The following is a 24,165-nucleotide window of genomic DNA, read 5'->3' as shown; positions in this document are numbered from 1 at the left end:
TTCCCATCACCCTGTCCAACCAAAATCGTTTTCATGACTTTTAATAAAGCCACCATTACTAAGAATTTCATACGCTGTCTTGTTCTCTTTTCGTCCCTCAATAACTAAATTTCTTATATCATTCACTACCGAAGATTCTTCCTTCTTTGACCTTTTCTTTCGTTTATATGCAACAGATATTCCCTGAATGGCTCTCACAACCAATTCGTTTATATCCAAATTTCCCTCTTTTTCAGTAATTTCCTCTACAACCTTTTGAACCTCGTTTGGTTCAAAATCCAATTCTATAAGTTTCAAAATTGCCTTTTCTTTTATGGATATACTCATTTCTTGTTCTTTTTTCTTTTGCGTTCTTTTTATTGCCTCTATCTTCATTTGCAAATCAATAGAAGCCCTTTCTCTATCCATAAATCCTAAAAAATCTACATCTACTGTACTGATATCCTCAAACTTTGCAATCTTACTAATGTTACCCGACTTCAAAGCCTGAATCATTGGTTTAACAAGTTGTAAATGCTTATTAGCCACCTGACTAATGGTTTCTGGTGTTATTTCTTCCCTCCCTGTCATAATGGCATCAATTTGACCCATAGCGTAAAGTTTTACCGCAATATCAATAATACCTTGGCTTTCCTCATACAAGGTATTTTTAAAATCACCTGTTAAAGGAATCTGTTTCTTGGTCCATTGATAACCCCAAAGCGCATTAATCAATAACTCCCAGTTTTGGTTGTTTTTTAATCTATCCCAAATCATATCTCCTTGACCACTTCCCCGCCTTGCCTGTCTAAATTCACTTTGCAAAATAGACAATCCAGCGGGAGTTCCTACTAAAATAACTGGAACACCAATTGTATTAACTAGTGTTACAAAAAAGTTCAGCATCTTTTGATCCCCACCACTTTTTGCTTTACTTAAATGCTGAATCTCGTCTATAACTAAAACACCCAGCCCTGTGTTTCTCGCTATTTGAGACATAATCACCAACATATCATTTATCGTTTTTCTACCTAGCCCAAATTTTTTGTGATATTCTGTTCCCAATAAATCGTCGACCTTTCGAAAAAATTCCAAGGCTAGTCCTCTCAAGGAAGAATCAAAAGGACAATCGAGTTTAAGCCATGAAAGTTGATACATACTGAAATTTATTCCGTTATAGTCTTTGTGAACGATAACTTGAGGGTATAAGGACAAAATCCTATTTATAGCAGTTGTTTTTCCCATACCACTCACACCGATTATCGTAAAACCTGCTGCAGTTGTTCTAAAAACACTATTATTGCTTAGTTCACTTTGCAATCCTTTGATATTTCGATGTCCTTCCTGCAAGCCCTGTGCATACCCGGCTCGAAAAGGATTTCTTGCCAAATACCCCTGACGAATTACTCTGGAGATTCTACTTTCTAAGTCCAAGTGTATCCATAACGGCTGAAAGCATTGGAATAATCTTTGTACTAAATGAATGCGATAATGTTTATCTAGCATTCTTTCTTTTGGATTGTATTCGGCATATATAGCCATTTTTTCAATGGCTTCCTCTGTAGAGAGTATAGAAGGAAGTGCTTCAATGAAAGGATTCCCACTATATTCCTTGATAACCTGTTCCCCGTATTCAGCAACAATAGCATCACTGCCATTTTGAATAATAATCTTATTCATCTTTCTTTTTTAAAGCCTCCTTCTGCTTTCTCAACAACAAATCAAACCCTGAATCTCCCATAAATTCATCACTTTCTGATTGATTAAAAGGAACAATCTTAGAGTTTTCAATATTAACTTTATTTAATTCAAAAGCCTCTTCATCACGTTGTATCATTTTTTCAACAGCACGGTTTGCTCGAATGCTCCCTATTTTGCTCCTTTTACTAATTACATCCGTTTGTTTTTGGGATGTTTCCAGTTTAGCCTGTTTTACGATCTCTTCGATTTCAGTGTTTAAATCAACTTTTGATTGTAATGTTTTCTCCTTGTGTTGCTTTTCTTTCATTTTCTCGTATTCTAGCAAGTAATTAATTTCTTCAACCACCTTGCCCTTATATCGTTGCTGGTGTTCCAATAAAAAGCATTTATCAAAACTCAAACCATTTTCATCCCGTAAATATAAATAATCCATATTTCTTGGATCATAACTTATTTCAATTTTCCAAGTGCCCCGGTTCCGTGCCTTTTCAAACCATCTTTCTTTTAAAGACTGTTTTGAACCATAGAGTAATCCTTTATACGCAATCCCCTTTGCAGTTACGGTAGCCTTGCCCATTGGCATGAGATTGAGTTTTACAACATCTTCTGAAACATGACGTAACTTTCCAGATTTGTTGTTTATCCCCCATTCCCAGAGTTGTATTGGAATAGACTCTATTCCGTCCTCCACCATCATTTCTTCACGCTGATAGTTTGTAAGATAATGTTGATTATTATGATATAAAACACATTTGATAATCACTTGAGTAAACTGGTAAATATCCAACTGTGCCTCCAAACGGTAATCACGATCACCACGTTCTTTAACAGGCTTTACCGAACCCGGTAGAAAAGCCTTCGTTCTTGTATTGGTAACTCGAAAATGTTGTTCAATTATTCCTTTTAAGTCAGCCCTGTATGAAGGTGTATTTAAAATTTTTATTCCGAAGTTATTAATTAGGGGATCAACTTTATTTCCCTCTAATTCCCCTCGGTCAGCCAAAATAGATTCTGGAAGGTGTGCAACTGGCCACTCATGTTTTTCAATCTCAATTCCGAAGTCCCGACAAAAACTAACTTTATCAGAAGCAGCATTAGCCAAAGCCATCATTGCACCAGCCCAAGATGGACCTTCTAATCCAATATAAAGACCGACTATCATTCTGCTATAAACATCCATTACGGAATAAATTACAGGTCGTCCAATTATCCAATCACGATTAAATCTTGATAACAAGTACAAATCGCCTACTGTTGCATCAATCTGATAAACTGCACCGGGACCTAATGCTTCTGATGTTGACTCGCCTATAATTGCTCTATGATTTTGGTCATAATTTTTCCGACCTTTTCTTTGGCTAATTTCTTTTTTGATATCTCTTTCCTTTTCAAACCAATACCTAAATTGATTTAGTGATGGTAACTCTCCGTAGGATTTTATTACGGGTATTTCCACATCTCCTTTCACTTTACTATCCATACTAAAATACTCCCTTAACATTAGTTCGTAGGTAAGAGTAAGTGATTTTTCGGTAGAGGAGTAATAATGCTTGTTTATAGCAGACCTAAACATTTTTTTGATATTTTCATCAATATTTATTCCTTCACCTGTTACCTGTCCATGCTTTCTAGGCCGTCCTCTTTTTACCTCACTGGCCTTTTTTTCCTTTCCTTTACCTCCACACAGATAATAGTCAGGTAAAAGAGCATTTTTTGTCTTACCGCGTTGCCAATACTTCTTTAAATAGCGGATAACAGTACTTTCATGAATATTGTGGGCTTCACTCTTTTTTAGAATTAATTTTCTTCTTTCTGCAGAGTGGTAGACAAATGGCTCCAACTCCACAATATCCTTTATGATTTCCCAAGTACTGTCACGTAAGGACAGATGTTTTTTAGGAATATCATGTTCATTTATCAACCGACTGAATGGGTCCTTTTCAACAAGAATTATGCTACCCTTGTTAAGCCCCTCTTCCACTTCTGAAATATTCCTTTCATAGGGCAAAGAGGTGGTATGAATATTAAAAAAATACCCATAATCATGTTCTTTATTAAGCCATAATACCCTTTCTACTACTTTCTCGTTTTCTGAATCAGTGAAGGAAATAAGATTATTAACTACAAGCATTTTCTTTTTACCTCCTCATTCGTAACTCGTGGCTTTACTTCTATTGTTGGATTGGATAGATTTACGTCAATTTGGTTAGTCATATCTATCCCAATCTGTTTGGAAGCAATTAAAAACTTAAACACAAACAACGCTGTTCCTGAATCGTAATTAAATTCCTTGTCAAAGTCAGCAGTAATCTTTCTAATTGAATGCTTGGCATCTACTAATCTTTCTATTAAAGAGGTGCCTAAATAAATTAGTTCATCCTGTGTAAAACCTCTTTCAGCATATGAATATAAGCAGGAATGCACCCATTCAATATTTTTTGCAAGCACATTAGAAATTTCTTTTTGAGTAACAACTCCCCAGTCTATTCCTTTTTCCGTCCAATATCGGCGTTCAATCTCTAATCTTTCCAATGTCTTTTTCTTCTCAAGTTCCGAAGCCATTTTTATGCTTCTGGCTAAATGCAAATTAACTCCGTCTGCTCTGTTTATCGTTATTAGGAAATTAGTGCTTAGTGTATATGGATATCCACTATCTTTATCTGTAAATAGTTTGAAATTCAAATCTGATTTATGTTGAATATTATCTTCAAGGTCCAACAGGGGATAATGTTCTCGAATGTCAACAACTGTATCTTCCCACTCCAGCATATAAAAGTAGCGAGCCTGCAAATCTGAAAATAAATGATGTACTCTACCACTCTTCCACCCTAGTATTCGTGATACTCTCCCCATAGAAGGAAAATCCTGAATAGTCAACCATGGTTTATATTCCTTACCTGTTCCCTGTCCCCGTCCTTCTTTAACAAACCGATTATATTTATTCTCATTCCAAGATTGATTACGTTTAGTCATTTTTCACTTCCTCTGCTACGATAAGGTGAATTTTTGTAACTCGATTCTAACGGGCCGGTTAGACACATTCAATATCCCTCAGCAATCTTTTTTATGATTTTAAGGGAACATTATTATCATTCTTCTTTCACCTAAGATATTTACTGCAAATAACTTTTTGTAACTATGTTAAATTAGAATAAAGTTTGTAGAAGCGAGGAATCACGTTCACCCCTTGCCAAATCTGACTTCAATGGGATTATCCAGATTATTCCTTAAGAATAAAGTTTGCTCAAGGATTTGCCCGTTTTCTGCCGAAAATGAACTCGAAAAATAAAAATGATAAGAATAAAGTTTGCTTAAACATAGTGGAGAGATCACCATACTAGAGGAGTGACCAAAACCCAATTAGGGCACCTAACGGTGCCCCCTGTACCATAACCGATTCTTTCCTTCTAATGAGGTGCCTATGCAATTGTATTTTTTATATTTGTTGGAATTGCCGAAATTGGTGGAGGGGGATCTAATTTGGCTATTGTTTAAGAAAAGAAAGCCACTTATTGGGGTGTTTTCGGAGGAGTAGCCTTGGCGTAATAATGTGGTAATTACTACATTTCGAACATTTCCATACAGAGTATATGCTGCTATGGAGGAGTCCTTCCGTATATGAAGATGGGGTACACCTGATTTATACGATTGGATAGGTGCTGGTATCTGTTTAGCGGGTGTTTCAGTAATGATATTCGCACCTCGCCAATAAATGAGGTATCGAAGATACCTTTCATCCATCTGCATCATACCTAGCACCTTACGGTTTCTCATATACCACCGTCAATCCCATACTTTCCACGTTACCCATACATAATTATTTATTTTTATTTTTCATTATTTCTTTATGGGCGAGTGCTTATGTCTGAAGCATGGTATACCTTCATGGACGTGGACTTCCCTTGGAAGATGAAGCACTCTACTATACCTTGCGGTTTCCCCTGTACCACCGCCATTCCCCATACTTACCTCCTGACCCCATACCTAATTATTTATATATATTTATTTATAAGGGCGAGGACCTTGCTTGGGGCGTATTACACGTTGCTGGACGTGGGCTTCCCATGAAAAATGAGCACTCTACTATACTTTACGGTTTCCCCTGTACCACCGTCATTCCCCATACTTACCAATTCACCTATGCCTAATTATTTATATATATTTATTTTTAAGGGCGAGAACCTTGCTTGGGGCGTGTTACACGTTGCTGGACGTGGGCTTTCCTTTATTGGTTTGAAACCGTGCTTCTTATTCAGAGTTTTAGGAAATGTCCCTTGTGCTGTACTTATGCAGGAATTACCCCCCGTTAGGGGCATCTTGATCCTCACGAAAAAACTTTGGTAGCCCACAATAAACATAAAAAAGCCCCGTGAATATACCCATACTCTGGATACACCCACGAGACTTTATGCAAACTTTTTTATTCTTAAGCAGACTTTTTTCTCATACGCCAAACTTTATTTTAGTTTGACAACCAGAATCACATACAGATTTTGCTTTCCCCTTCCTCGTCTATTCTCTTGGTTGGGCATTCGGAATCGTTCTTTGTTTGATCCTACTGATATTTATTTCAAGAATCTTAAAAAATGCGTTTAAAACAAAGGACCTTTATGGGAGGTTGATCGTAATTGGTGGTGCTGCATTATTTGCCGTTCCTACTACTTGGAACATCTTGATGGGCTTTGGAATCGTGCCAATCATGGGAGTTTCCCTGCCGTTTATTAGTTATGGAGGAAGTGAGATCCTCTTTTACGCTGCTGTTTTAGGACTCATTTTAAATGTTTATCGAAGAAAGGATATTGTAGAACCCACGATAGCAGATTTTTAAGTAATGCATCATTAGTAATAATTTATAAAGGAAAGTAGTAATTTTAAATTCTATAAGAATAGATATTAAAATTTAAAGTCAAAAATCTAAATGGTGATAAAAAGGGCGATAGCTAATTAAAAGCTGTCGCCTTTCCCTTATTGTCGTGCCGGTGCTTTGGTGAAGGAAGAAATAATTGGGTTTATTAATGAAATCAAATTTAGTTATTCCATTAAAGGGCGCGATTGTTGAAGAAGCAATTAATTATTATAAGTTAGAAAAAAGGAATGTCTCCAAAATTGAGACATTCCTTTAAATTTTCAAGAGTACAACTTACTTTTCAAGAGTACATCTTAATTTTTTAAAAACACTAGGTCACGACTGAGTTGTCTGGAGACAACAGCATCAGTTTCCTAATTTACCTACTACTCCACCGTTACACTCTTCGCCAAATTCCTCGGCTTATCGACATCACAGTCACGGTGTAGGGCAGCGTAGTAAGAAATTAGTTGTAATGGTACAACAGAGATAAGAGGTGTTAATAGTTCGTGCACGGCTGGAATGACAAAAGTATCTTCGTCTGCTTCCAGACCTTTCATAGAAATGATGCACGCGTTGGCTCCTCGGGCAGCGACTTCTTGGACGTTGCTGCGGATATTTAAGTTGACGCGTTCTTGTGTAGCTAAGGCAATGATCGGAGTGCCTTCCTCGATTAAAGCAATCGTACCGTGCTTTAATTCACCTCCAGCAAACCCTTCTGCCTGAATATAAGAGATCTCCTTCAGCTTCAGTGCGCCTTCAAGACCAACATAGAAGTCTAGCCCACGACCGATGAAGAACGCATTTCGAGTAACTGACAAAAACTCACGGGCAATGGATTCAAATTCTTCCTTTTCATCGCAAAGCACTTCCATCGCATTCGCAATGATGCCAAGCTCTCGAGAAAGATCAAGATCCATTTCCATTCCACGGCTCTTTGCTGTAACCTCAGCTAAAATCGCTAATACCGCAAGCTGTGCTGTGTACGCTTTTGTCGAAGCAACAGCAATTTCGGGGCCAGCATGAAGCAGTAATGTGTAATCCGCTTCACGGGAAAGTGTTGAGCCCGCCACATTGGTAATCGTAATCGCTTTATAGCCCATTTCTTTAATTTTCACAAGTACAGCACGGCTGTCTGCAGTTTCCCCGCTCTGTGAAATAAAGATGAATAGAGGTTTTTCAGGAAGCAATGGCATATTGTAGCCAAACTCACTGGAAATATGCACTTCCACTGGGATTTTCGCCATTTTTTCAATGAACTGTTTTCCAACAAGTCCTGCATGGTAGGAAGTTCCCGCTGCAATGATATAAATACGGTCAGCCTCATTCATTGCTTGAAGAATTTCGTCATCAATCGTTAAAGCTCCCTCTCCGTCCTGGTAGCTTTGGATGATTTTTCGCATCACTAAAGGCTGTTCGTCAATTTCCTTTAACATATAATGCGGGTATGTTCCTTTTTCAATGTCGCTTGCATCTAATTCCGCTGTATAAGGATCACGGCTGATTTTTTCACCATCAAGGTTCACGATCGCCACTTCATCTTTTCTCACAATGACGACTTCTTTATCCATTAATTCTACATATTGGTCCGTTACTTGAAGCATCGCCATTGCATCTGATGCGACCACATTAAATGTGTCACCTAATCCGACTAGCAGCGGGCTTTTATTTTTCGCTACATAAATGGTTTCATTATCTCTTTCATCTAAAAGGGCAAGTGCATAAGAGCCATGTAATAGCTTAAGCGTCTTTCGGAACGCTTCATCAGTCGACAATCCCTTATTCGCGAACATTTCAATTAGCTGAACGATGACTTCCGTATCTGTATCACTATTAAAAAGAACGCCTTGCAAATGTTCACGTTTTAGGATTTCATAGTTTTCAATGACACCATTATGAACAAGCGTAAAACGACCAGATGCGCTTTGGTGTGGGTGAGCATTAGCTACACTTGGCACTCCATGTGTAGCCCAGCGAGTATGACCTATTCCTAGTTCGGCATTAACATCAAAATCAACCATGTTTCTTAAATCAGCAATACGGCCCTTTTCTTTAAAAACATGGACAGTATTCTCGTTCATTACAGCAATTCCTGCTGAATCATATCCTCTATATTCAAGCTTTTCTAAGCCTTTTAGCAAAATTTCTTTCGAATCAAAATTTCCAATATATCCCACGATACCGCACATACTTCTTTTCCTCCTAATTCGGAAGGGGCAAGAAGCCTTTTGGGACAGTCTTGCCCCTCATCTCTGTTATTTATCTTCTGACGTTTTCTTTTGACAAGCGACTAGTAAAGGTGTTTTTTACAGTAGCTGACTCAATCGAACGTCATTCTTATGACTAGCATTCCCATCTCTTTGTGCATTAAGTTACCCTAATGTTTTAAAGATGGAATAACGGTTTGCTTGGAACCGGGAGGCATCCGCCGAACATTTCGATAAACCTCCTCCTCGTCAACTAAGCCATTTCCGTCCTTGGATTAGTCCAGGCGCTTCTATTTATTTTTCCAAAAACCTGCCCACCTTTCTTTCTATTTAATTTACAAAAACAGTAATATCATACACACAAAAAACTCTCTCGTCAATTGAAAATACAGGGAGAAGACCCCCCTATATAATAAAAATATGCATAAGAGAACAATTCGGTTCCCTTATGCATAGCCTGTTTACTCTTCTTTCAATCCCATTTCTTCTACGACAACTGCAGCAATTCTCTCCACATAGGAGCTGCAGAGCTCTTCTGTTGGTGCCTCTGCCATCACTCGTACAAGCGGCTCTGTTCCAGATGGTCTAACTAAAATGCGGCCATTTCCATTCATTTCTTTTTCTACCTCAGAAATAATCGCACTTACCTTTTCATTATCTGTTACATGATGCTTATCTGTCACACGAATATTTACAAGCTTTTGTGGGAACTTTTGCATTTCATTTGCAAGCTCTGATAATGGCTTTTTCGTCATTTTCATGATATTTACGAGCTGAAGACCTGTTAATAGTCCATCGCCAGTCGTAATATAATCAAGGAAGATAATATGACCGGACTGCTCGCCTCCAAGATTATAGCCATTCTTCTTCATTTCTTCTACTACATAGCGATCGCCAACCGCTGTTGGAATACTTTGAATGTCGTTCGCCTCTAGCGCTTTATAAAAACCAAGATTGCTCATAACTGTGGAAACAACTGTACTGTGGCGAAGTCTGCCCTGTTCTTTCAGATATTTACCACATATATACATGATTTGGTCGCCATCCACGATGTCACCATTTTCATCGATTGCAATAAGTCGATCGCCGTCTCCATCAAATGCTAAGCCAACATCTGCTCCCTTTTCCTTTACAAATGCAGCAAGTGTTTCTGGGTGTGTTGAGCCAACACCATCATTGATATTTAATCCATTTGGAGAAGCCCCAATCATGGATAAATCTGCATCTAAATCGGCAAATAAGTGGGAAGCAAGTGATGAAGTTGCCCCATGAGCACAATCTAATGCAATATGTATGCCTGAAAAGTCCTCATCTACAGTTTGCTTCAAAAATTGTAAATATTTCTGTCCGCCTTCGAAATAATCATTCACCTGTCCAAGCTCTGCCCCAACCGGCCTTGGCAGCCCATCCTCTTCTTGATCCATAAAGCTTTCAATTTCATTTTCCTGTTCATCTGATAACTTAAACCCATCAGGACCGAAAAACTTAATGCCGTTGTCTGCCACTGGATTATGGGAAGCAGAAATCATGACACCCGCTTCTGCCCCAAGCGCTTTTGTTAAATAAGCAACACCAGGCGTTGAAATGACGCCAAGACGCATAACCTCCGCCCCAATAGATAGAAGACCTGCAACAAGAGCTCCTTCAAGCATGTGTCCAGAAATACGAGTATCGCGGCCAATTAATACTTTTGGACGGCTTTTATCCCTAGTCAGAACATATCCTCCAAAACGCCCTAATTTAAAAGCTAACTCAGGAGTTAACTCGCTATTTGCGACTCCACGTACCCCGTCCGTACCAAAATATTTTCCCATTAATGCATACGCTCCTTTAATAAATTTATATTAAGCTTCCTTTTGTGTAATCGTAACTTTTGCTACATCCGTTGCCAGGCTCCAAAGCACATTCGAAGGACCATTTACATTAATTTTGACATCATGGTCTCCCGCTTCTAGATTAGTTAAATCTAGAAATACGAGGAAATCGCTAGCCTTTAATTGTTTAATCATTTCACTTTTTCCTGTAACGGTTAGACTGGCACCGTTATTTGGTGATAACACTTCTGCCTCATATTGATTAGGAAGACCAGATAAACTGATTGGAAGATTAGAGAATGTTTTATTCTCATCTGCTTCCGTCTCCTGATCTCCTTCTTGCTGATTTTCACTTGTTTGGATCGTAACCCTGATGACTTTAGGATTTACTTCATTAATTCCTTCAGAAATAATGACAGGCAGTGATAGTTCCGTGTCCTCATTGATTCGGCTAACATCCACTTCCACCCTTACACTATCCGTCCTATCTAACACATCCTGCGCACCAAATATCTTCGCCTCTTTTATATCAGTTGTGATGGAATCAATCTTAATGTTCTCTGGCGGACTTCCTTTTTCTATCACGTTAATTGGAACTGTTTTACTCAAGCTTTTCACTGGGATAATGACATCAACCATCTCATGTTCTAGCAACACATCAAGCTTATTCATATCTCGATCTAACACTTGAACCCGTGCTTCTCTTCGAACTGTCTCCCTTATGGCTCCCCTAATATTCACGGTTGCTTTCACATAGCTGATTTTGTCAATAACATCCTTAGCGCCTGTAATTTTTATACTCTTCGGCTCTGCTTCAGGAGGCTCCGAAATATAGCCTTCCTCTAATAAGGTCTTGTCAAATTCAACTTCCACTTTGAATTCCTTTGTTATCTTTTCCTGGATAGTGACATTTACATAGGCAGGGTCTATCGTTGCTTTCAGCTTGTCTGAAAGATTGCGAATCTCCAATGGAACGCGTTTTGTGCCAATTTCTGCATTTGCTAAGTCAACATATACTTCGAAATTACGTTGTGCTTTTGCGGGTTGCAGCAGATTTTTTGGACCCTGTAAGGTCACTTTGACTGTTTCTGGAACACCTCTCACAACAAGGTTGTCGGTATCGTAATAACTTTTAACCGGAATATCCGATAGAATTTCATAATCCTCACCGCTTGGTACATTAATGTTGGAAACTTCCTTTTGCGGATCGTAAACAGAAGTAAAGAGAAGCATGGCGAGAATTAATGAAGTAATCTTCATAAACCAGCGTGTACCAATTAGCTTGTCAATTAATTTATCCATTTTTCTTCGCCCTCCAATTCCAACGAGCGGAAGAAGCTTGTTTTACTCGGCTTTGTGTAATTAATTCTGTTGTTAGCATTTCCTTAAAGTCTTCAGATTGCAAATCACGGTATAATTCGCCATTTTTTGTAAGCGAAACACTGCCCGTCTCTTCTGAAACAACTACCGTTACACTATCTGTCACTTCACTAATCCCAAGTGCAGCCCTGTGCCTGGTCCCAAGCTCCTTCGAAATAAATGGACTTTCTGACAATGGGAGATAGCATGCAGCGGCAGCCACCTGATTTTTTTGTAAAATAACAGCCCCATCATGCAATGGTGTATTGGGGATAAAAATATTGATCAGTAATTCAGACGAAATTTTCGATTCTAGCTGAATGCCTGTTTCGATATAATCGCCCATTCCGGTTTCCCGTTCTATGGATATTAAAGCACCTATCCGGCGCTTTGCCATATAATCGACAGCCTTCACAATCGACTCTACCAATTTCTCCTGATCTTCCGATTCCTGATTACCCGTTCGAGAAAAGAATCGTCCCCGCCCTAGTTGTTCAAGGGCTCTTCTTAACTCCGGCTGGAAAATGATCGCAATCACTACAAATCCCCAAGTAAGTACTTGCTGCATCATCCACCCAAGTGTCTGGAGGTGGAAATTATCACTGATCACTTTTACAAGAAGAATAACGAAGATTCCTTTTACCAATTGAACGGCTTTCGTCCCTTTGACAATGACAATCAGTTTATAGATGACATACCAAACGAGGAGAATGTCAACAGTATTAGCTAATAATTTCAGTATAGAGAAATCTGAAAACGACATTATCCTTCCTCCAAATCTATATTAAAAGCCTTATTTATTCATTAACGTAGCTTTCATATTATACCATAAAGCAAGCAATACCACCCGTACTGCACACTGTTTACTTTCAAGATAAAACAACGGAATCCTGCCTAAAAGCAAGATTCCGTTTTGAAATTATCATTTGTTATTGAACCGTCTCAGGTTCGCTGCCTTCAAAGATGCTTACTACCTCTTTAGCTGTTTTCTTGATATGATACCACATCCAGTCAAAAACAGCATTCACCTCTTTTATTTCTCCAGTGACTTTCCCAGCCGATGCCAAATATTTCTCTCCGTTAATAACGGTCACATTTCCTTCAACTTGTCCTTCTATTTTTAATTTGCCATTTTTAACGATGACGTCACCCTTGACTACTTCTCCTTCAGGCACAATGACTGTGTCATTTTGTACAACAAGATTGGGCTGTCTCGACACAGAAAATTGATGATCCTGTTCCCATGAGGATATGATGCTTCCCATCATGAGTACGAGGAATAGAGACGCAGCTGTTACTAATGGATGCTGTCTAATCCATCGCTGGAAGCCGACCTTTCGCTTCTCCTTAGGCAATTTGGCCATCACATTTGCGGTAAAATCGGATGGCGCTTGTATATGTGAAGTGCTTCTGACTAGTGCAATGGTCTTACGTAATTCATGGAAATGCGTCTGGCAGTCCTTACAGCTTTGCAAGTGTTCTCTTAGCTCTGCTTCATGTTCGGCTGAGATCTCTTCATCTAAATATTCATGCATATAAAGAATCACTTCTGATGGACACTTCAAAGTTCTCACCCTCTTCATAATCAAATTCGCCCTGGCGTATTTGCACCCAGATTTACCTGAGCTAGCTCGATAAACTCCTTTAAAAAATTGAAAGGCTCGCCGGAGGCTTAACTTTATTCAGCCAGGGTTTGAACCCCTGCTGAATTGGATACTCATTTGCATCAAATTCACCACCTAAAGAGGTGGAAGATTACTGAATAAAGTTATACGTATCGTAATTGGGTTCTTAATGCTTCTCTTCCCCGATGAATTCGTGTTTTAACCGTACCTAATGGCAAATCCAATATCTTGCTTATTTCATTTAAGGAAAGCTCTTCAATATATTTAAGAACAATCACTGTACGGTATTTTTCTGGGAGCTTGGATATTTCCCTTTGAATCGTCTCTTGCAGCTCTAGACTTTCGAGGTCCTCCTCAGGAAGACTCGTATCAGAGGCGATTTGTGAATACATCGTTAACCCGTCAGTCCCTGCAACCTCTGCATCTAAATAATAATCGGGTTTCTTCTTTCGAATCCGATCAATGCATAGGTTCGTGGCAATTCGATAAAGCCATGAAGAGAATTTCAAATTTATATTAAAACTATGAATGTTCACGTAAGCTCTTAAAAAAGCCTCCTGTGCGATGTCCTCTGCTTCATGTCTATTTCCCAGCATTCTGTAGCAAATCATATAAACCTTTTCTTTATAGATTTCTACTATTTCTGCGTAGGCATCCTGATCCCCTTTTAATACCTGCTTAATCCTTTTCTTTACGATTGTCTCCATTTTTCTTTTACCTCCGCTCTAGTGCGGCTAATCGATATTACGATCGATAGCGGAAAAGGTTTCATTTTTTTTAAAAAATACTAACCATATCTATATTAACAAATTTTTACTGCTGTGGTTTAATAATTTTATTTTACGGGGATTATAGTAAGAAAAGTTGCCAAAAGGTGTACATGCTTAGGCATTTCTATTATTTAACAGATAATCCTAAGCTCCCAATAAGCAAAAAAGGGGTGGTCTCATGTGTGTGAATGTAAACTATTAAAGGATATAGAAGATTGCAGGAGAGAAATGATTAATTTAGCATCCTCCTCACCTCTGTCTAGCCAACGAGTAGTAGACATGAGCACAGAATTAGATAGGCTGCTCAATTTATACTACACCCAGATTAAAAATAATTAGGCAGGGCTATTTTGAGCCACTGCCTGTTTCTCTATTATAGAAGCTTTTCGCCAAATAATGAACCCATTAATGCAACAGCAACTGATGCTGTTTTATTTTTTTCATCTAAGATAGGATTTACTTCCACAAATTCAGCTGAGGTTATTAATCGGGCTTCGGCTAGCATCTCCATAGCTAAGTGACTTTCCCGATAGCTAATACCGCCAATAACCGGAGTTCCTACTCCTGGTGCATCATGGGGATCTAAGCCATCCAAATCAAGAGACAGATGGACCCCATCCGTTTTTCCCTTCAAATAGCTAATCGTTTCTTCCATAACCTTCGTCATTCCCAAACGGTCGATTTCATGCATCGTGTACACTTTAATACCCAGCTTTTTTATTAGTTCCCTTTCGCCCTCATCTAAAGCACGAGCTCCGATTATAACAATATTCTCAGGCCTTACTTTCGGAGCATAGCCACCCACATTGGTAAGCAATGGATGACCCATGCCTAAACTAACAGCAAGCGGCATCCCATGGATATTTCCTGAAGGGGAAGTCTCGGCCGTATTTAAATCCCCGTGAGCATCATACCAAATAACGCCTAAATTTTTATAATGCTTTGCGACCCCAGCCAACGTGCCAATCGCAATACTATGATCTCCTCCAAGCACAAGTGGAAATGCTTGATCCTCAATGGCTTGATCCACCTCTTTAGCGAGCAATTCCGTTTTTTCCGCAATTAAATTTAAATTACGCAGGTTGGAGACCGGATCCACCTCTACTTCTGGTCTGCCTATGGCAATATCCCCCTTGTCATGAACTTCATCAAACAATGCTTTTAATCGTTCATTCACACCTGCATATCGAATGGCACTTGGCCCCATATCTACTCCACGTCTCGCTTGACCCAAATCCATAGGCATCCCAATAATCGCCAACTTTTTCATAAAAAAGCCCTCCCCTTAAGCCAATAATTCATTTTCTACTTTTATTTTAACCCCATTCAAGGAAATGACTCAACTCGACAAAAGTCTGTATATATATGCGGAATTAACCTAATTTTTTTACTTTTTGGACCGTTTATATTCAGCAGCATGCTTTGTTGTGGTTTTAGGAGTGGTTCTTTAGAGGAAGGGGGGCATCATAAACACTTTATGAGGGGCTTTCTCTCTGTTTTTCTGGTCGGACGGGAATCAGAACCTCTTTTTGGTGACCGGTCCACCTACTTTTTAGGCTGGATAGGCATCATTACCTTTTCTTGATTGCCCGGCACCTTTAATATTTCGGATAAAAAGGGTTCATCAAAAAAAATGAAAGAAGACCTTTAGGAATTATCTTCCTAAAGGTCTTCTTTCATTTACTTAAGTGAGCCATGAAGGACTCGAACCTTCGACCCTCTGATTAAAAGTCAGATGCTCTACCGACTGAGCTAATGGCTCGTAATGTAATGTTGTTTCTTGAATTTTGATTGTAGTCGGAAATTGCTTCAAAGTCCTTCGGTCTTTGTCGCAAGTTTTTTTAAAAACTATTCAACGATGTAAAGCTTCATAGCTGTTTTTAAAAAAACTGGCTGGGCTAGCTGGATTCGAACCAACGCATGTCGCAGTCAAAGTGCGATGCCTTACCGCTTGGCTATAGCCCATTGTAAACTACATAATTTACAAAATAAAAAGGACTAGTTATAACATGTCCATTTTTAATATTTTTATTAAAAATAAATGGTGGTGGGGGACGGATTCGAACCGCCGAACCCAAAGGGAGCGGATTTACAGTCCGCCGCGTTTAGCCACTTCGCTACCCCACCAAATTATAAGATGCCGGCCAGAGGACTCGAACCCCCAACCTACTGATTACAAGTCAGTTGCTCTACCAATTGAGCTAGGCCGGCATAATTAAATAATCATTTCTAATTTAGTTGCTGCTGATAACTGTGATCCAAAGCCCTATGGTCTTTGTCGCAGATTTTAAAAGTTTGCCATTCGAGGTAAAAAAGCTTCGTTGCTGTAAGCTTTTATAATCCTCTACCAATTGAGATAGGCCGGCATATATGGTGGAGGATGACGGGATCGAACCGCCGACCCTCTGCTTGTAAGGCAGATGCTCTCCCAGCTGAGCTAATCCTCCGAAATGGTGACCCATACGGGATTCGAACCCGTGTTACCGCCGTGAAAGGGCGGTGTCTTAACCGCTTGACCAATGGGCCATATAATATTATTAAGGTAAGCTTCCAAGCGGGTTCGAACCGCTGACCTCTTCCTTACCATGGAAGTGCTCTACCTGCTGAGCTATGGAAGCATCACAACTACCTGCTCATTTAAATCATCAAAAAAATGGCTCCGCAGGTAGGATTCGAACCTACGACCGTTCGGTTAACAGCCGAATGCTCTACCACTGAGCTACTGCGGAATAGTAAAAAATTAAGGCCTAGCGACGTCCTACTCTCACAAGGGGACAGCCCCTAACTACCATCGGCGCTGAAAAGCTTAACTTCCGTGTTCGGGATGGGAACGGGTGTGACCTTTTCGCTATCGCCACTAGACCTATTTTATTGAGGTTTGTTCCCTCAAAACTAGATAATGCTGAAGAAGTTATTCGAGTAATCATACTAAATGTGGTTAAGTCCTCGACCGATTAGTATTTGTCAGCTCCACGTGTCGCCACGCTTCCACCTCAAACCTATCAACCTGATCATCTTTCAGGGGTCTTACTAGCTTGACGCTATGGGAAATCTCATCTCGAGGGGGGCTTCATGCTTAGATGCTTTCAGCACTTATCCCGTCCGCACATAGCTACCCAGCTATGCCTTTGGCAAGACAACTGGTACACCAGCGGTGCGTCCATCCCGGTCCTCTCGTACTAAGGACAGCTCCTCTCAAATTTCCTGCGCCCACGACGGATAGGGACCGAACTGTCTCACGACGTTCTGAACCCAGCTCGCGTACCGCTTTAATGGGCGAACAGCCCAACCCTTGGGACCGACTACAGCCCCAGGATGCGATGAGCCGACATCGAGGTGCCAAACCTCCCCGTCGATGTGGACTCTTGGGGGAGATAAGCCTGTTATCCCCGGGGTAGCTTTTATCCGTTGAGCGATGGCCCTTCCATGCGGAACCACCGGATCACTAAGCCCGACTTTCGTCCCTGCTCGACTTGTAGGTCTCGCAGTCAAGCTCCCTTATGCCTTTACACTCTTCGAATGATTTCCAACCATTCTGAGGGAACCTTTGGGCGCCTCCGTTACTCTTTAGGAGGCGACCGCCCCAGTCAAACTGCCCACCTGACACTGTCTCCCGCCCCGATCAGGGGCGCGGGTTAGAATTTCAATACAGCCAGGGTAGTATCCCACCAATGCCTCCACCGAAGCTGGCGCTCCGGCTTCCAAGGCTCCTACCTATCCTGTACAAGCTGTACCGAAATTCAATATCAGGCTACAGTAAAGCTCCACGGGGTCTTTCCGTCCTGTCGCGGGTAACCTGCATCTTCACAGGTACTATAATTTCACCGAGTCTCTCGTTGAGACAGTGCCCAGATCGTTACGCCTTTCGTGCGGGTCAGAACTTACCTGACAAGGAATTTCGCTACCTTAGGACCGTTATAGTTACGGCCGCCGTTTACTGGGGCTTCAATTCAGAGCTTCGCTTGCGCTAACCCCTCCTCTTAACCTTCCAGCACCGGGCAGGCGTCAGCCCCTATACTTCGCCTTGCGGCTTCGCAGAGACCTGTGTTTTTGCTAAACAGTCGCCTGGGCCTATTCACTGCGGCTCATCCGGGCTATTCACCCAAATGAGCACCCCTTCTCCCTAAGTTACGGGGTGATTTTGCCGAGTTCCTTAACGAGAGTTCTCTCGCTCACCTTAGGATTCTCTCCTCGCCTACCTGTGTCGGTTTGCGGTACGGGCACCTTTTCCCTCGCTAGAGGCTTTTCTTGGCAGTGTGGATTCAGGAACTTCGGTACTATATTTCCCTCGCTATCACAGCTCAAGCTTAACGCAAGCGGGATTTGCCTCGCTTGCACTCTAACTGCTTAGACGCGCTATTCCAGCAGCGCGCTTACCCTATCCTCCTGCGTCCCCCCATTGCTCAAACGGTAAAGAGGTGGTACAGGAATATCAACCTGTTGTCCATCGCCTACGCTTTTCAGCCTCGGCTTAGGTCCCGACTAACCCTGAGCGGACGAGCCTTCCTCAGGAAACCTTAGGCATTCGGTGGATGGGATTCTCACCCATCTTTCGCTACTCATACCGGCATTCTCACTTCTAAGCGCTCCACCAGTCCTTACGGTCTAGCTTCAACGCCCTTAGAACGCTCTCCTACCACGGACATCGCAGATGTCCATCCACAGCTTCGGTGATACGTTTAGCCCCGGTACATTTTCGGCGCAGAGTCACTCGACCAGTGAGCTATTACGCACTCTTTAAATGGTGGCTGCTTCTAAGCCAACATCCTGGTTGTCTAAGCAACTCCACATCCTTTTCCACTTAACGTATACTTTGGGACCTTAACTGGTGGTCTGGGCTGTTTCCCTCTTGACTACGGATCTTATCACTCGCAGTCTGACTCCCATGGATAAATCTTTGGCATTCGGAGTTTGTCTGAATTCGGTAACCCGATGAGGGCCCCTAGTCCAAACAGTGCTCTACCTCCAAGATTCTAACAACATGAGGCTAGCCCTAAAGCTATTTCGGAGAGAACCAGCTATCTCCAAGTTCGATTGGAATTTCTCCGCTACCCACACCTCATCCCCGCACTTTTCAACGTGCGTGGGTTCGGTCCTCCATCCAGTGTTACCTGGACTTCAACCTGGACATGGGTAGGTCACCTGGTTTCGGGTCTACGACCACATACTCATACGCCCTATTCAGACTCGCTTTCGCTGCGGCTCCGTCTATTCAACTTAACCTTGCATGTAATCGTAACTCGCCGGTTCATTCTACAAAAGGCACGCCATCACCCGTTAAAGGGCTCTGACTACTTGTAGGCACACGGTTTCAGGAACTATTTCACTCCCCTTCCGGGGTGCTTTTCACCTTTCCCTCACGGTACTGGTTCACTATCGGTCACTAGGGAGTATTTAGCCTTGGGAGATGGTCCTCCCTGCTTCCGACGGGATTTCACGTGTCCCGCCGTACTCAGGATCCACTCTGGAGGGAACGAAGTTTCAACTACAGGGCTTTTACCTTCTCTGGCCGGCCTTTCCAGACCTGTTCATTTACCTCGTTCCTTTGTAACTCCGTATAGAGTGTCCTACAACCCCAAGAGGCAAGCCTCTTGGTTTGGGCTAATCCCGTTTCGCTCGCCGCTACTCAGGGAATCGCGTTTGCTTTCTCTTCCTCCGGGTACTTAGATGTTTCAGTTCCCCGGGTCTGCCTTCAATACCCTATGTATTCAGGTAAAGATACTGTTCCATTACGAACAGTGGGTTCCCCCATTCGGAAATCTCCGGATCAAAGCTTACTTACAGCTCCCCGAAGCATATCGGTGTTAGTCCCGTCCTTCATCGGCTCCTAGTGCCAAGGCATTCACCGTGCGCCCTTATTAACTTAACCTTGTTCGGTGAATGATAAGCGGCGCATCTCTGCGTCAGCTCCGTCACTGTGCTCCTCGCGTACCAACTACGTACGCTCCGGTGCTCGTTCTGTCGCTTCCTTGATCTGCTTGCTTCTCATCCCCCTCACAACTCTTCTGAATTGTGATTTGGTTTTAAACTCTATATATAATAGAGAGAATAACTAAAATGGCGATTACTCGGTTATTGCTTCTTCAAATTATTATCTAGTTTTCAAAGAACAAAGTTTTGAGAGATAATTCTCTCAAAACTGAACGAACAAGTAACGTCTTTTATTGAAGTATCAAGTACTTCAAATCTTCCTTAGAAAGGAGGTGATCCAGCCGCACCTTCCGATACGGCTACCTTGTTACGACTTCACCCCAATCATCTGTCCCACCTTAGGCGGCTGGCTCCAAAAGGTTACCCCACCGACTTCGGGTGTTACAAACTCTCGTGGTGTGACGGGCGGTGTGTACAAGGCCCGGGAACGTATTCACCGCGGCATGCTGATCCGCGATTACTAGCGATTCCGGCTTCATGCAGGCGAGTTGCAGCCTGCAATCCGAACTGAGAATGGTTTTATGGGATTGGCTAAACCTCGCGGTCTTGCAGCCCTTTGTACCATCCATTGTAGCACGTGTGTAGCCCAGGTCATAAGGGGCATGATGATTTGACGTCATCCCCACCTTCCTCCGGTTTGTCACCGGCAGTCACCTTAGAGTGCCCAACTGAATGCTGGCAACTAAGATCAAGGGTTGCGCTCGTTGCGGGACTTAACCCAACATCTCACGACACGAGCTGACGACAACCATGCACCACCTGTCACTCTGTCCCCCGAAGGGGAAAGTCCTATCTCTAGGATTGTCAGAGGATGTCAAGACCTGGTAAGGTTCTTCGCGTTGCTTCGAATTAAACCACATGCTCCACCGCTTGTGCGGGCCCCCGTCAATTCCTTTGAGTTTCAGCCTTGCGGCCGTACTCCCCAGGCGGAGTGCTTAATGCGTTTGCTGCAGCACTAAAGGGCGGAAACCCTCTAACACTTAGCACTCATCGTTTACGGCGTGGACTACCAGGGTATCTAATCCTGTTCGCTCCCCACGCTTTCGCGCCTCAGCGTCAGTTACAGACCAGAGAGTCGCCTTCGCCACTGGTGTTCCTCCACATCTCTACGCATTTCACCGCTACACGTGGAATTCCACTCTCCTCTTCTGCACTCAAGTCCCCCAGTTTCCAATGACCCTCCACGGTTGAGCCGTGGGCTTTCACATCAGACTTAAAGGACCGCCTGCGCGCGCTTTACGCCCAATAATTCCGGACAACGCTTGCCACCTACGTATTACCGCGGCTGCTGGCACGTAGTTAGCCGTGGCTTTCTGGTTAGGTACCGTCAAGGTACCGCCCTATTCGAACGGTACTTGTTCTTCCCTAACAACAGAGTTTTACGATCCGAAAACCTTCATCACTCACGCGGCGTTGCTCCGTCAGACTTTCGTCCATTGCGGAAGATTCCCTACTGCTGCCTCCCGTAGGAGTCTGGGCCGTGTCTCAGTCCCAGTGTGGCCGATCACCCTCTCAGGTCGGCTACGCATCGTTGCCTTGGTGAGCCGTTACCTCACCAACTAGCTAATGCGCCGCGGGCCCATCTGTAAGTGATAGCCGAAGCCATCTTTCAGCTTTCCTACATGAGTAGAAAAGAATTATCCGGTATTAGCTCCGGTTTCCCGAAGTTATCCCAGTCTTACAGGCAGGTTGCCCACGTGTTACTCACCCGTCCGCCGCTAACTTTTGGGAGCAAGCTCCCGCAAGTTCGCTCGACTTGCATGTATTAGGCACGCCGCCAGCGTTCGTCCTGAGCCAGGATCAAACTCTCCAATAAATTGTGAGTTGATTAGCTCATAAATGTCTTTTTTTAATAAAAAGACTAAAAGATTAAACGTTGACGTTTTTGTTCGTTCAGTTTTCAAAGAACTATCTTATCGCTCAGAAGCGACTTTTTAAATTTATCATCTTTCGCCTAAAGTGTCAACAACTTTTTTAAAAGTTTATTTCAACTCGTCATCAGCGACGTTTATTACTATAACAGCAATTATTACACAAGTCAATAGAATTTATTTTATTATTTTACCCTTTTTGTTCTCTCCACTGAATGTTGCGTGTATATCGCAGTATCTCCTCTGGTGGAGCTACCCTCTTGAATAAAGAAAATAATATCTTATATCTCTCTTCCATTGCTCTTTTTACAATATGATCAATTCGCTCATCATTTAAGTCAAACAGAATCTCATCCATTTCTCTCTTAATTAAGTATTGCATTTCCTTCTGTTCTCTATCATTAATTAAAAATCCTAGCACGCTATATCACTCTCTCATGTCATTTGATTTTTGTAGTATTTTCCAAATAAAAATAATTTATGAATTTGTTTTTAAACTCATTTATTAAAATTCTGAGCATAAGATTGAGACAAGGAGTATTGGACGAGGTGAGAGAAATGAATTTCTTTTATATTTGGGATGGAAAGTCAATAAAAAAAATGGGTTTAATTATTGTTTTTGCTTTTTTTGCTGCATGGTTCTTATATATCGGGAACATTGTCCACATGCCGGCTTTTTCAACGAAAGATGGACCAAAGGCTGTATATAAGGGAGAAAAGGATCTAGCCCTTACCTTTAATATTGGATGGGGGGACGAGAAAGCAGAACCTATTCTTGATGTCTTACAAAAGGAGAATGTTAAATCAGCTACCTTCTTCCTTTCAGGTTCATGGGCAGAGCGCCATCCGGATTTAGTGGCTAGAATTGTAAAAGAAGGATTTGAAATTGGCATTCTTGGATATAACTATGAGGATTATTCAGATCTTGAGGATGCCAAAATCAGGCAGGACTTAGCAAAGGCTCAAGTTGTGTTTAAAAAATTAAACGTAAAAGATATTAAGCTTGTTCGCGCCCCGACTGGTCATTTCGATCAAAGGACTCTAATAATTGCTGAAAGGCTTGGGTATTCAGTCGTTCATTGGAGCATTGATTCAAAGGACTGGACGAACCCAGGTATAGAGGAAATTGTCAATAATGTCTCACGGGCAAAAAAGGGGGATATTATTCTCCTTCATGCTTCAGACGCTGCTAAACAAACGGCAAAAGCCCTGCCGGCGATCATAAATAATATTAATAAAAAAGGGCTAAAGCTCGTGACCGTTTCTGAGATGCTCGCCAATGCTGAAACTAGAACTAAAGAAATTAAGTAAAAGCCGCCCATTATTTGGACGGCTTTTTTGATGAAATTCGTTGTCTATGTATTTGAGACTTTTCATTAAGCTTATGAAGAATAAGCAGTTGATAGGCGTTACATACTAATAATGGAAATATCATAAGGAATACCCAACTCTGTTCGTTAACCCTTAAGACCGGAACCCACTCAATCGTTGTCACGACAACCATGAAGAATACAGCAGGAATAAACGCATCCTTATTCGTTTGCTTTACCTTAATGAATGCTACAAAAATAGCAACAGCCAATAAAAATAAAGCAATGCCGATATAAGGCATTATGCTTTCTCCCTCTTTTGCAAAAGCAGTATAGCGGAAATAAACTAAATCAAATAGAACGAAAAAAATAAGGAAAACTTGAACAGCATTCCACAAAGATCGTGATTTAAAAATACCTAATCCGAATCGATGAATTGTTAGATAAGCAAAGAAGCCCATTTGACTAAGAATACTAAAAATTAATCCAACACCAATTAACCATAATAATACTGATAATACTTCAAGAAAATCAAAAGGAACAAATATAGATTCGAATTCTTTCCATCGAACAATAAAACCCACAACCCCAGTAGTTAATCCCCCTACTAAAAGTGTGGACAGGAACAGCTTTACCCAATTTCGGCTAGTCAATTTGTTTTTCCTCCATAGTAAAAATTATTCACCTATATGATTGTACCAACCATGCTTTGAAAAATCTAGGTATTGTATTTTGAGGCGAATAAAATTTGG

Annotated in this window: 15 protein-coding genes, 8 tRNA genes, 3 rRNA genes and 1 pseudogene; 4 read left to right on the top strand and 23 right to left on the bottom strand. The window is 41.5% G+C overall.

Translation table 11 applies throughout. The features are described 5' to 3' along the window. Positions 1 to 6: 6 nt before the first annotated feature. From RRV45_RS01015 to RRV45_RS01005, 3 genes are read right to left on the bottom strand one after another with little or no spacing between them, the layout of a single operon-like run. The gene (locus RRV45_RS01015; RefSeq protein ID WP_315666909.1) at positions 7 to 1,659 is read right to left on the bottom strand and encodes an ATP-binding protein; all 1,653 of its coding nucleotides are present in this window, start codon (positions 1,657 to 1,659) and stop codon (positions 7 to 9) included. Beyond that, a complete protein-coding gene (locus RRV45_RS01010) occupies positions 1,652 to 3,811 on the bottom strand; it encodes a Mu transposase C-terminal domain-containing protein (protein ID WP_315666908.1) in 2,160 nt (719 codons plus the stop codon). The genes RRV45_RS01015 and RRV45_RS01010 overlap by 8 nt, the downstream gene beginning before the upstream one ends. Next, positions 3,802 to 4,653, bottom strand: coding sequence for a TnsA endonuclease C-terminal domain-containing protein (locus RRV45_RS01005; protein ID WP_315666907.1), 852 nt, complete (start codon positions 4,651 to 4,653; stop codon positions 3,802 to 3,804). Before RRV45_RS01005 ends, RRV45_RS01010 begins: the two co-directional genes overlap by 10 nt. A gap of 679 nt (positions 4,654 to 5,332) precedes the next feature. Here RRV45_RS01005 and RRV45_RS22030 point away from each other — a divergent pair. Beyond that, positions 5,333 to 5,392 carry a hypothetical protein gene (locus tag RRV45_RS22030; RefSeq protein WP_410489352.1) on the top strand — a complete coding sequence of 20 codons (60 nt, stop codon included), beginning with the start codon at positions 5,333 to 5,335 and terminating at the stop codon, positions 5,390 to 5,392. Positions 5,393 to 6,154: 762 nt separating this feature from the next. Further along, a pseudogene (locus tag RRV45_RS01000) lies at positions 6,155 to 6,508 on the top strand (FtsW/RodA/SpoVE family cell cycle protein); the annotation flags it as partial. Positions 6,509 to 6,912: 404 nt separating this feature from the next. On the opposite strand, the gene glmS reads toward RRV45_RS01000, so the two are convergent. From glmS to sigW, 6 genes are all read right to left on the bottom strand, one after another. Then, entirely contained in the window at positions 6,913 to 8,715 is a 1,803-nt protein-coding gene (gene glmS / locus RRV45_RS00995) for a glutamine--fructose-6-phosphate transaminase (isomerizing) (protein ID WP_315666906.1), read from the bottom strand. A 479-nt stretch (positions 8,716 to 9,194) separates the two neighbouring features. Then, positions 9,195 to 10,547, bottom strand: coding sequence for a phosphoglucosamine mutase (gene glmM, locus RRV45_RS00990; RefSeq protein ID WP_315666905.1), 1,353 nt, complete (start codon positions 10,545 to 10,547; stop codon positions 9,195 to 9,197). Positions 10,548 to 10,577: 30 nt separating this feature from the next. Beyond that, positions 10,578 to 11,849 carry a CdaR family protein gene (locus RRV45_RS00985; RefSeq protein ID WP_315666904.1) on the bottom strand — a complete coding sequence of 424 codons (1,272 nt, stop codon included), beginning with the start codon at positions 11,847 to 11,849 and terminating at the stop codon, positions 10,578 to 10,580. Continuing rightward, positions 11,842 to 12,669 (bottom strand): diadenylate cyclase CdaA, encoded by an 828-nt coding sequence (cdaA, locus tag RRV45_RS00980; protein WP_315666903.1) that lies wholly within the window; start codon positions 12,667 to 12,669, stop codon positions 11,842 to 11,844. The genes RRV45_RS00985 and cdaA overlap by 8 nt, the downstream gene beginning before the upstream one ends. A gap of 166 nt (positions 12,670 to 12,835) precedes the next feature. Next, positions 12,836 to 13,471: an anti-sigma factor gene (locus RRV45_RS00975; RefSeq protein ID WP_315666902.1), complete on the bottom strand. Its 636-nt coding sequence runs from the start codon at positions 13,469 to 13,471 to the stop codon at positions 12,836 to 12,838. Between the two features lie 203 nt (positions 13,472 to 13,674). Next, positions 13,675 to 14,238, bottom strand: coding sequence for an RNA polymerase sigma factor SigW (gene sigW, locus RRV45_RS00970; protein WP_315666901.1), 564 nt, complete (start codon positions 14,236 to 14,238; stop codon positions 13,675 to 13,677). A gap of 243 nt (positions 14,239 to 14,481) precedes the next feature. On the opposite strand from sigW, the gene RRV45_RS00965 reads away from it, so the two are divergent. Then, the gene (locus RRV45_RS00965) at positions 14,482 to 14,640 is read left to right on the top strand and encodes an aspartyl-phosphate phosphatase Spo0E family protein (protein WP_315666900.1); all 159 of its coding nucleotides are present in this window, start codon (positions 14,482 to 14,484) and stop codon (positions 14,638 to 14,640) included. Positions 14,641 to 14,674: 34 nt separating this feature from the next. On the opposite strand, the gene rocF is transcribed toward RRV45_RS00965, so the two are convergent. From rocF to RRV45_RS00900, 13 genes are all read right to left on the bottom strand, one after another. Further along, on the bottom strand, positions 14,675 to 15,571 hold the full coding sequence (gene rocF, locus RRV45_RS00960; RefSeq protein ID WP_315666899.1) for an arginase: 897 nt from the start codon (positions 15,569 to 15,571) through the stop codon (positions 14,675 to 14,677). A 419-nt stretch (positions 15,572 to 15,990) separates the two neighbouring features. Further along, positions 15,991 to 16,063 (bottom strand) — tRNA-Lys (locus RRV45_RS00955). A 128-nt stretch (positions 16,064 to 16,191) separates the two neighbouring features. Then, positions 16,192 to 16,266, bottom strand: a tRNA-Gln gene (locus RRV45_RS00950). Between the two features lie 77 nt (positions 16,267 to 16,343). Beyond that, positions 16,344 to 16,428: transfer RNA gene (locus RRV45_RS00945), tRNA-Tyr, on the bottom strand. Between the two features lie 11 nt (positions 16,429 to 16,439). Next, positions 16,440 to 16,512, bottom strand: a tRNA-Thr gene (locus tag RRV45_RS00940). A gap of 160 nt (positions 16,513 to 16,672) precedes the next feature. Beyond that, positions 16,673 to 16,748: transfer RNA gene (locus RRV45_RS00935), tRNA-Val, on the bottom strand. A 4-nt stretch (positions 16,749 to 16,752) separates the two neighbouring features. Beyond that, positions 16,753 to 16,827, bottom strand: a tRNA-Glu gene (locus tag RRV45_RS00930). Positions 16,828 to 16,846: 19 nt separating this feature from the next. Next, positions 16,847 to 16,919: transfer RNA gene (locus RRV45_RS00925), tRNA-Thr, on the bottom strand. A gap of 36 nt (positions 16,920 to 16,955) precedes the next feature. Then, positions 16,956 to 17,030 (bottom strand) — tRNA-Asn (locus RRV45_RS00920). 16 nt (positions 17,031 to 17,046) lie between these two features. Next, a 5S ribosomal RNA gene (rrf, locus tag RRV45_RS00915) occupies positions 17,047 to 17,163 on the bottom strand. Between the two features lie 72 nt (positions 17,164 to 17,235). Then, positions 17,236 to 20,170, bottom strand: a 23S ribosomal RNA gene (locus tag RRV45_RS00910). Between the two features lie 327 nt (positions 20,171 to 20,497). Then, positions 20,498 to 22,048: ribosomal RNA gene (locus RRV45_RS00905) — 16S ribosomal RNA — on the bottom strand. Together the 16S, 23S and 5S rRNA genes with 8 tRNA genes alongside form the textbook arrangement of a ribosomal RNA operon. A gap of 245 nt (positions 22,049 to 22,293) precedes the next feature. Next, positions 22,294 to 22,524 (bottom strand): hypothetical protein, encoded by a 231-nt coding sequence (locus tag RRV45_RS00900; protein WP_315666898.1) that lies wholly within the window; start codon positions 22,522 to 22,524, stop codon positions 22,294 to 22,296. A gap of 137 nt (positions 22,525 to 22,661) precedes the next feature. Here RRV45_RS00900 and pdaB point away from each other — a divergent pair, with 137 nt between their 5' ends. Next, positions 22,662 to 23,414, top strand: a complete 753-nt coding sequence (gene pdaB, locus RRV45_RS00895) for a polysaccharide deacetylase family sporulation protein PdaB (protein ID WP_315668901.1) — start codon at positions 22,662 to 22,664, stop codon at positions 23,412 to 23,414. 10 nt (positions 23,415 to 23,424) lie between these two features. Here the strand turns inward: pdaB and RRV45_RS00890 are convergent, their stop codons facing one another. Continuing rightward, entirely contained in the window at positions 23,425 to 24,066 is a 642-nt protein-coding gene (locus RRV45_RS00890) for a KinB-signaling pathway activation protein (RefSeq protein ID WP_315666897.1), read from the bottom strand. Positions 24,067 to 24,165: the final 99 nt, after the last annotated feature.

It is taken from the genome of Bacillus sp. DTU_2020_1000418_1_SI_GHA_SEK_038 (assembly GCF_032341175.1).
In the GTDB taxonomy this organism is placed as follows: Bacteria; Bacillota; Bacilli; order Bacillales; family Cytobacillaceae; genus Cytobacillus.
This window is presented reverse-complemented; position numbering and strand designations above follow the sequence as displayed.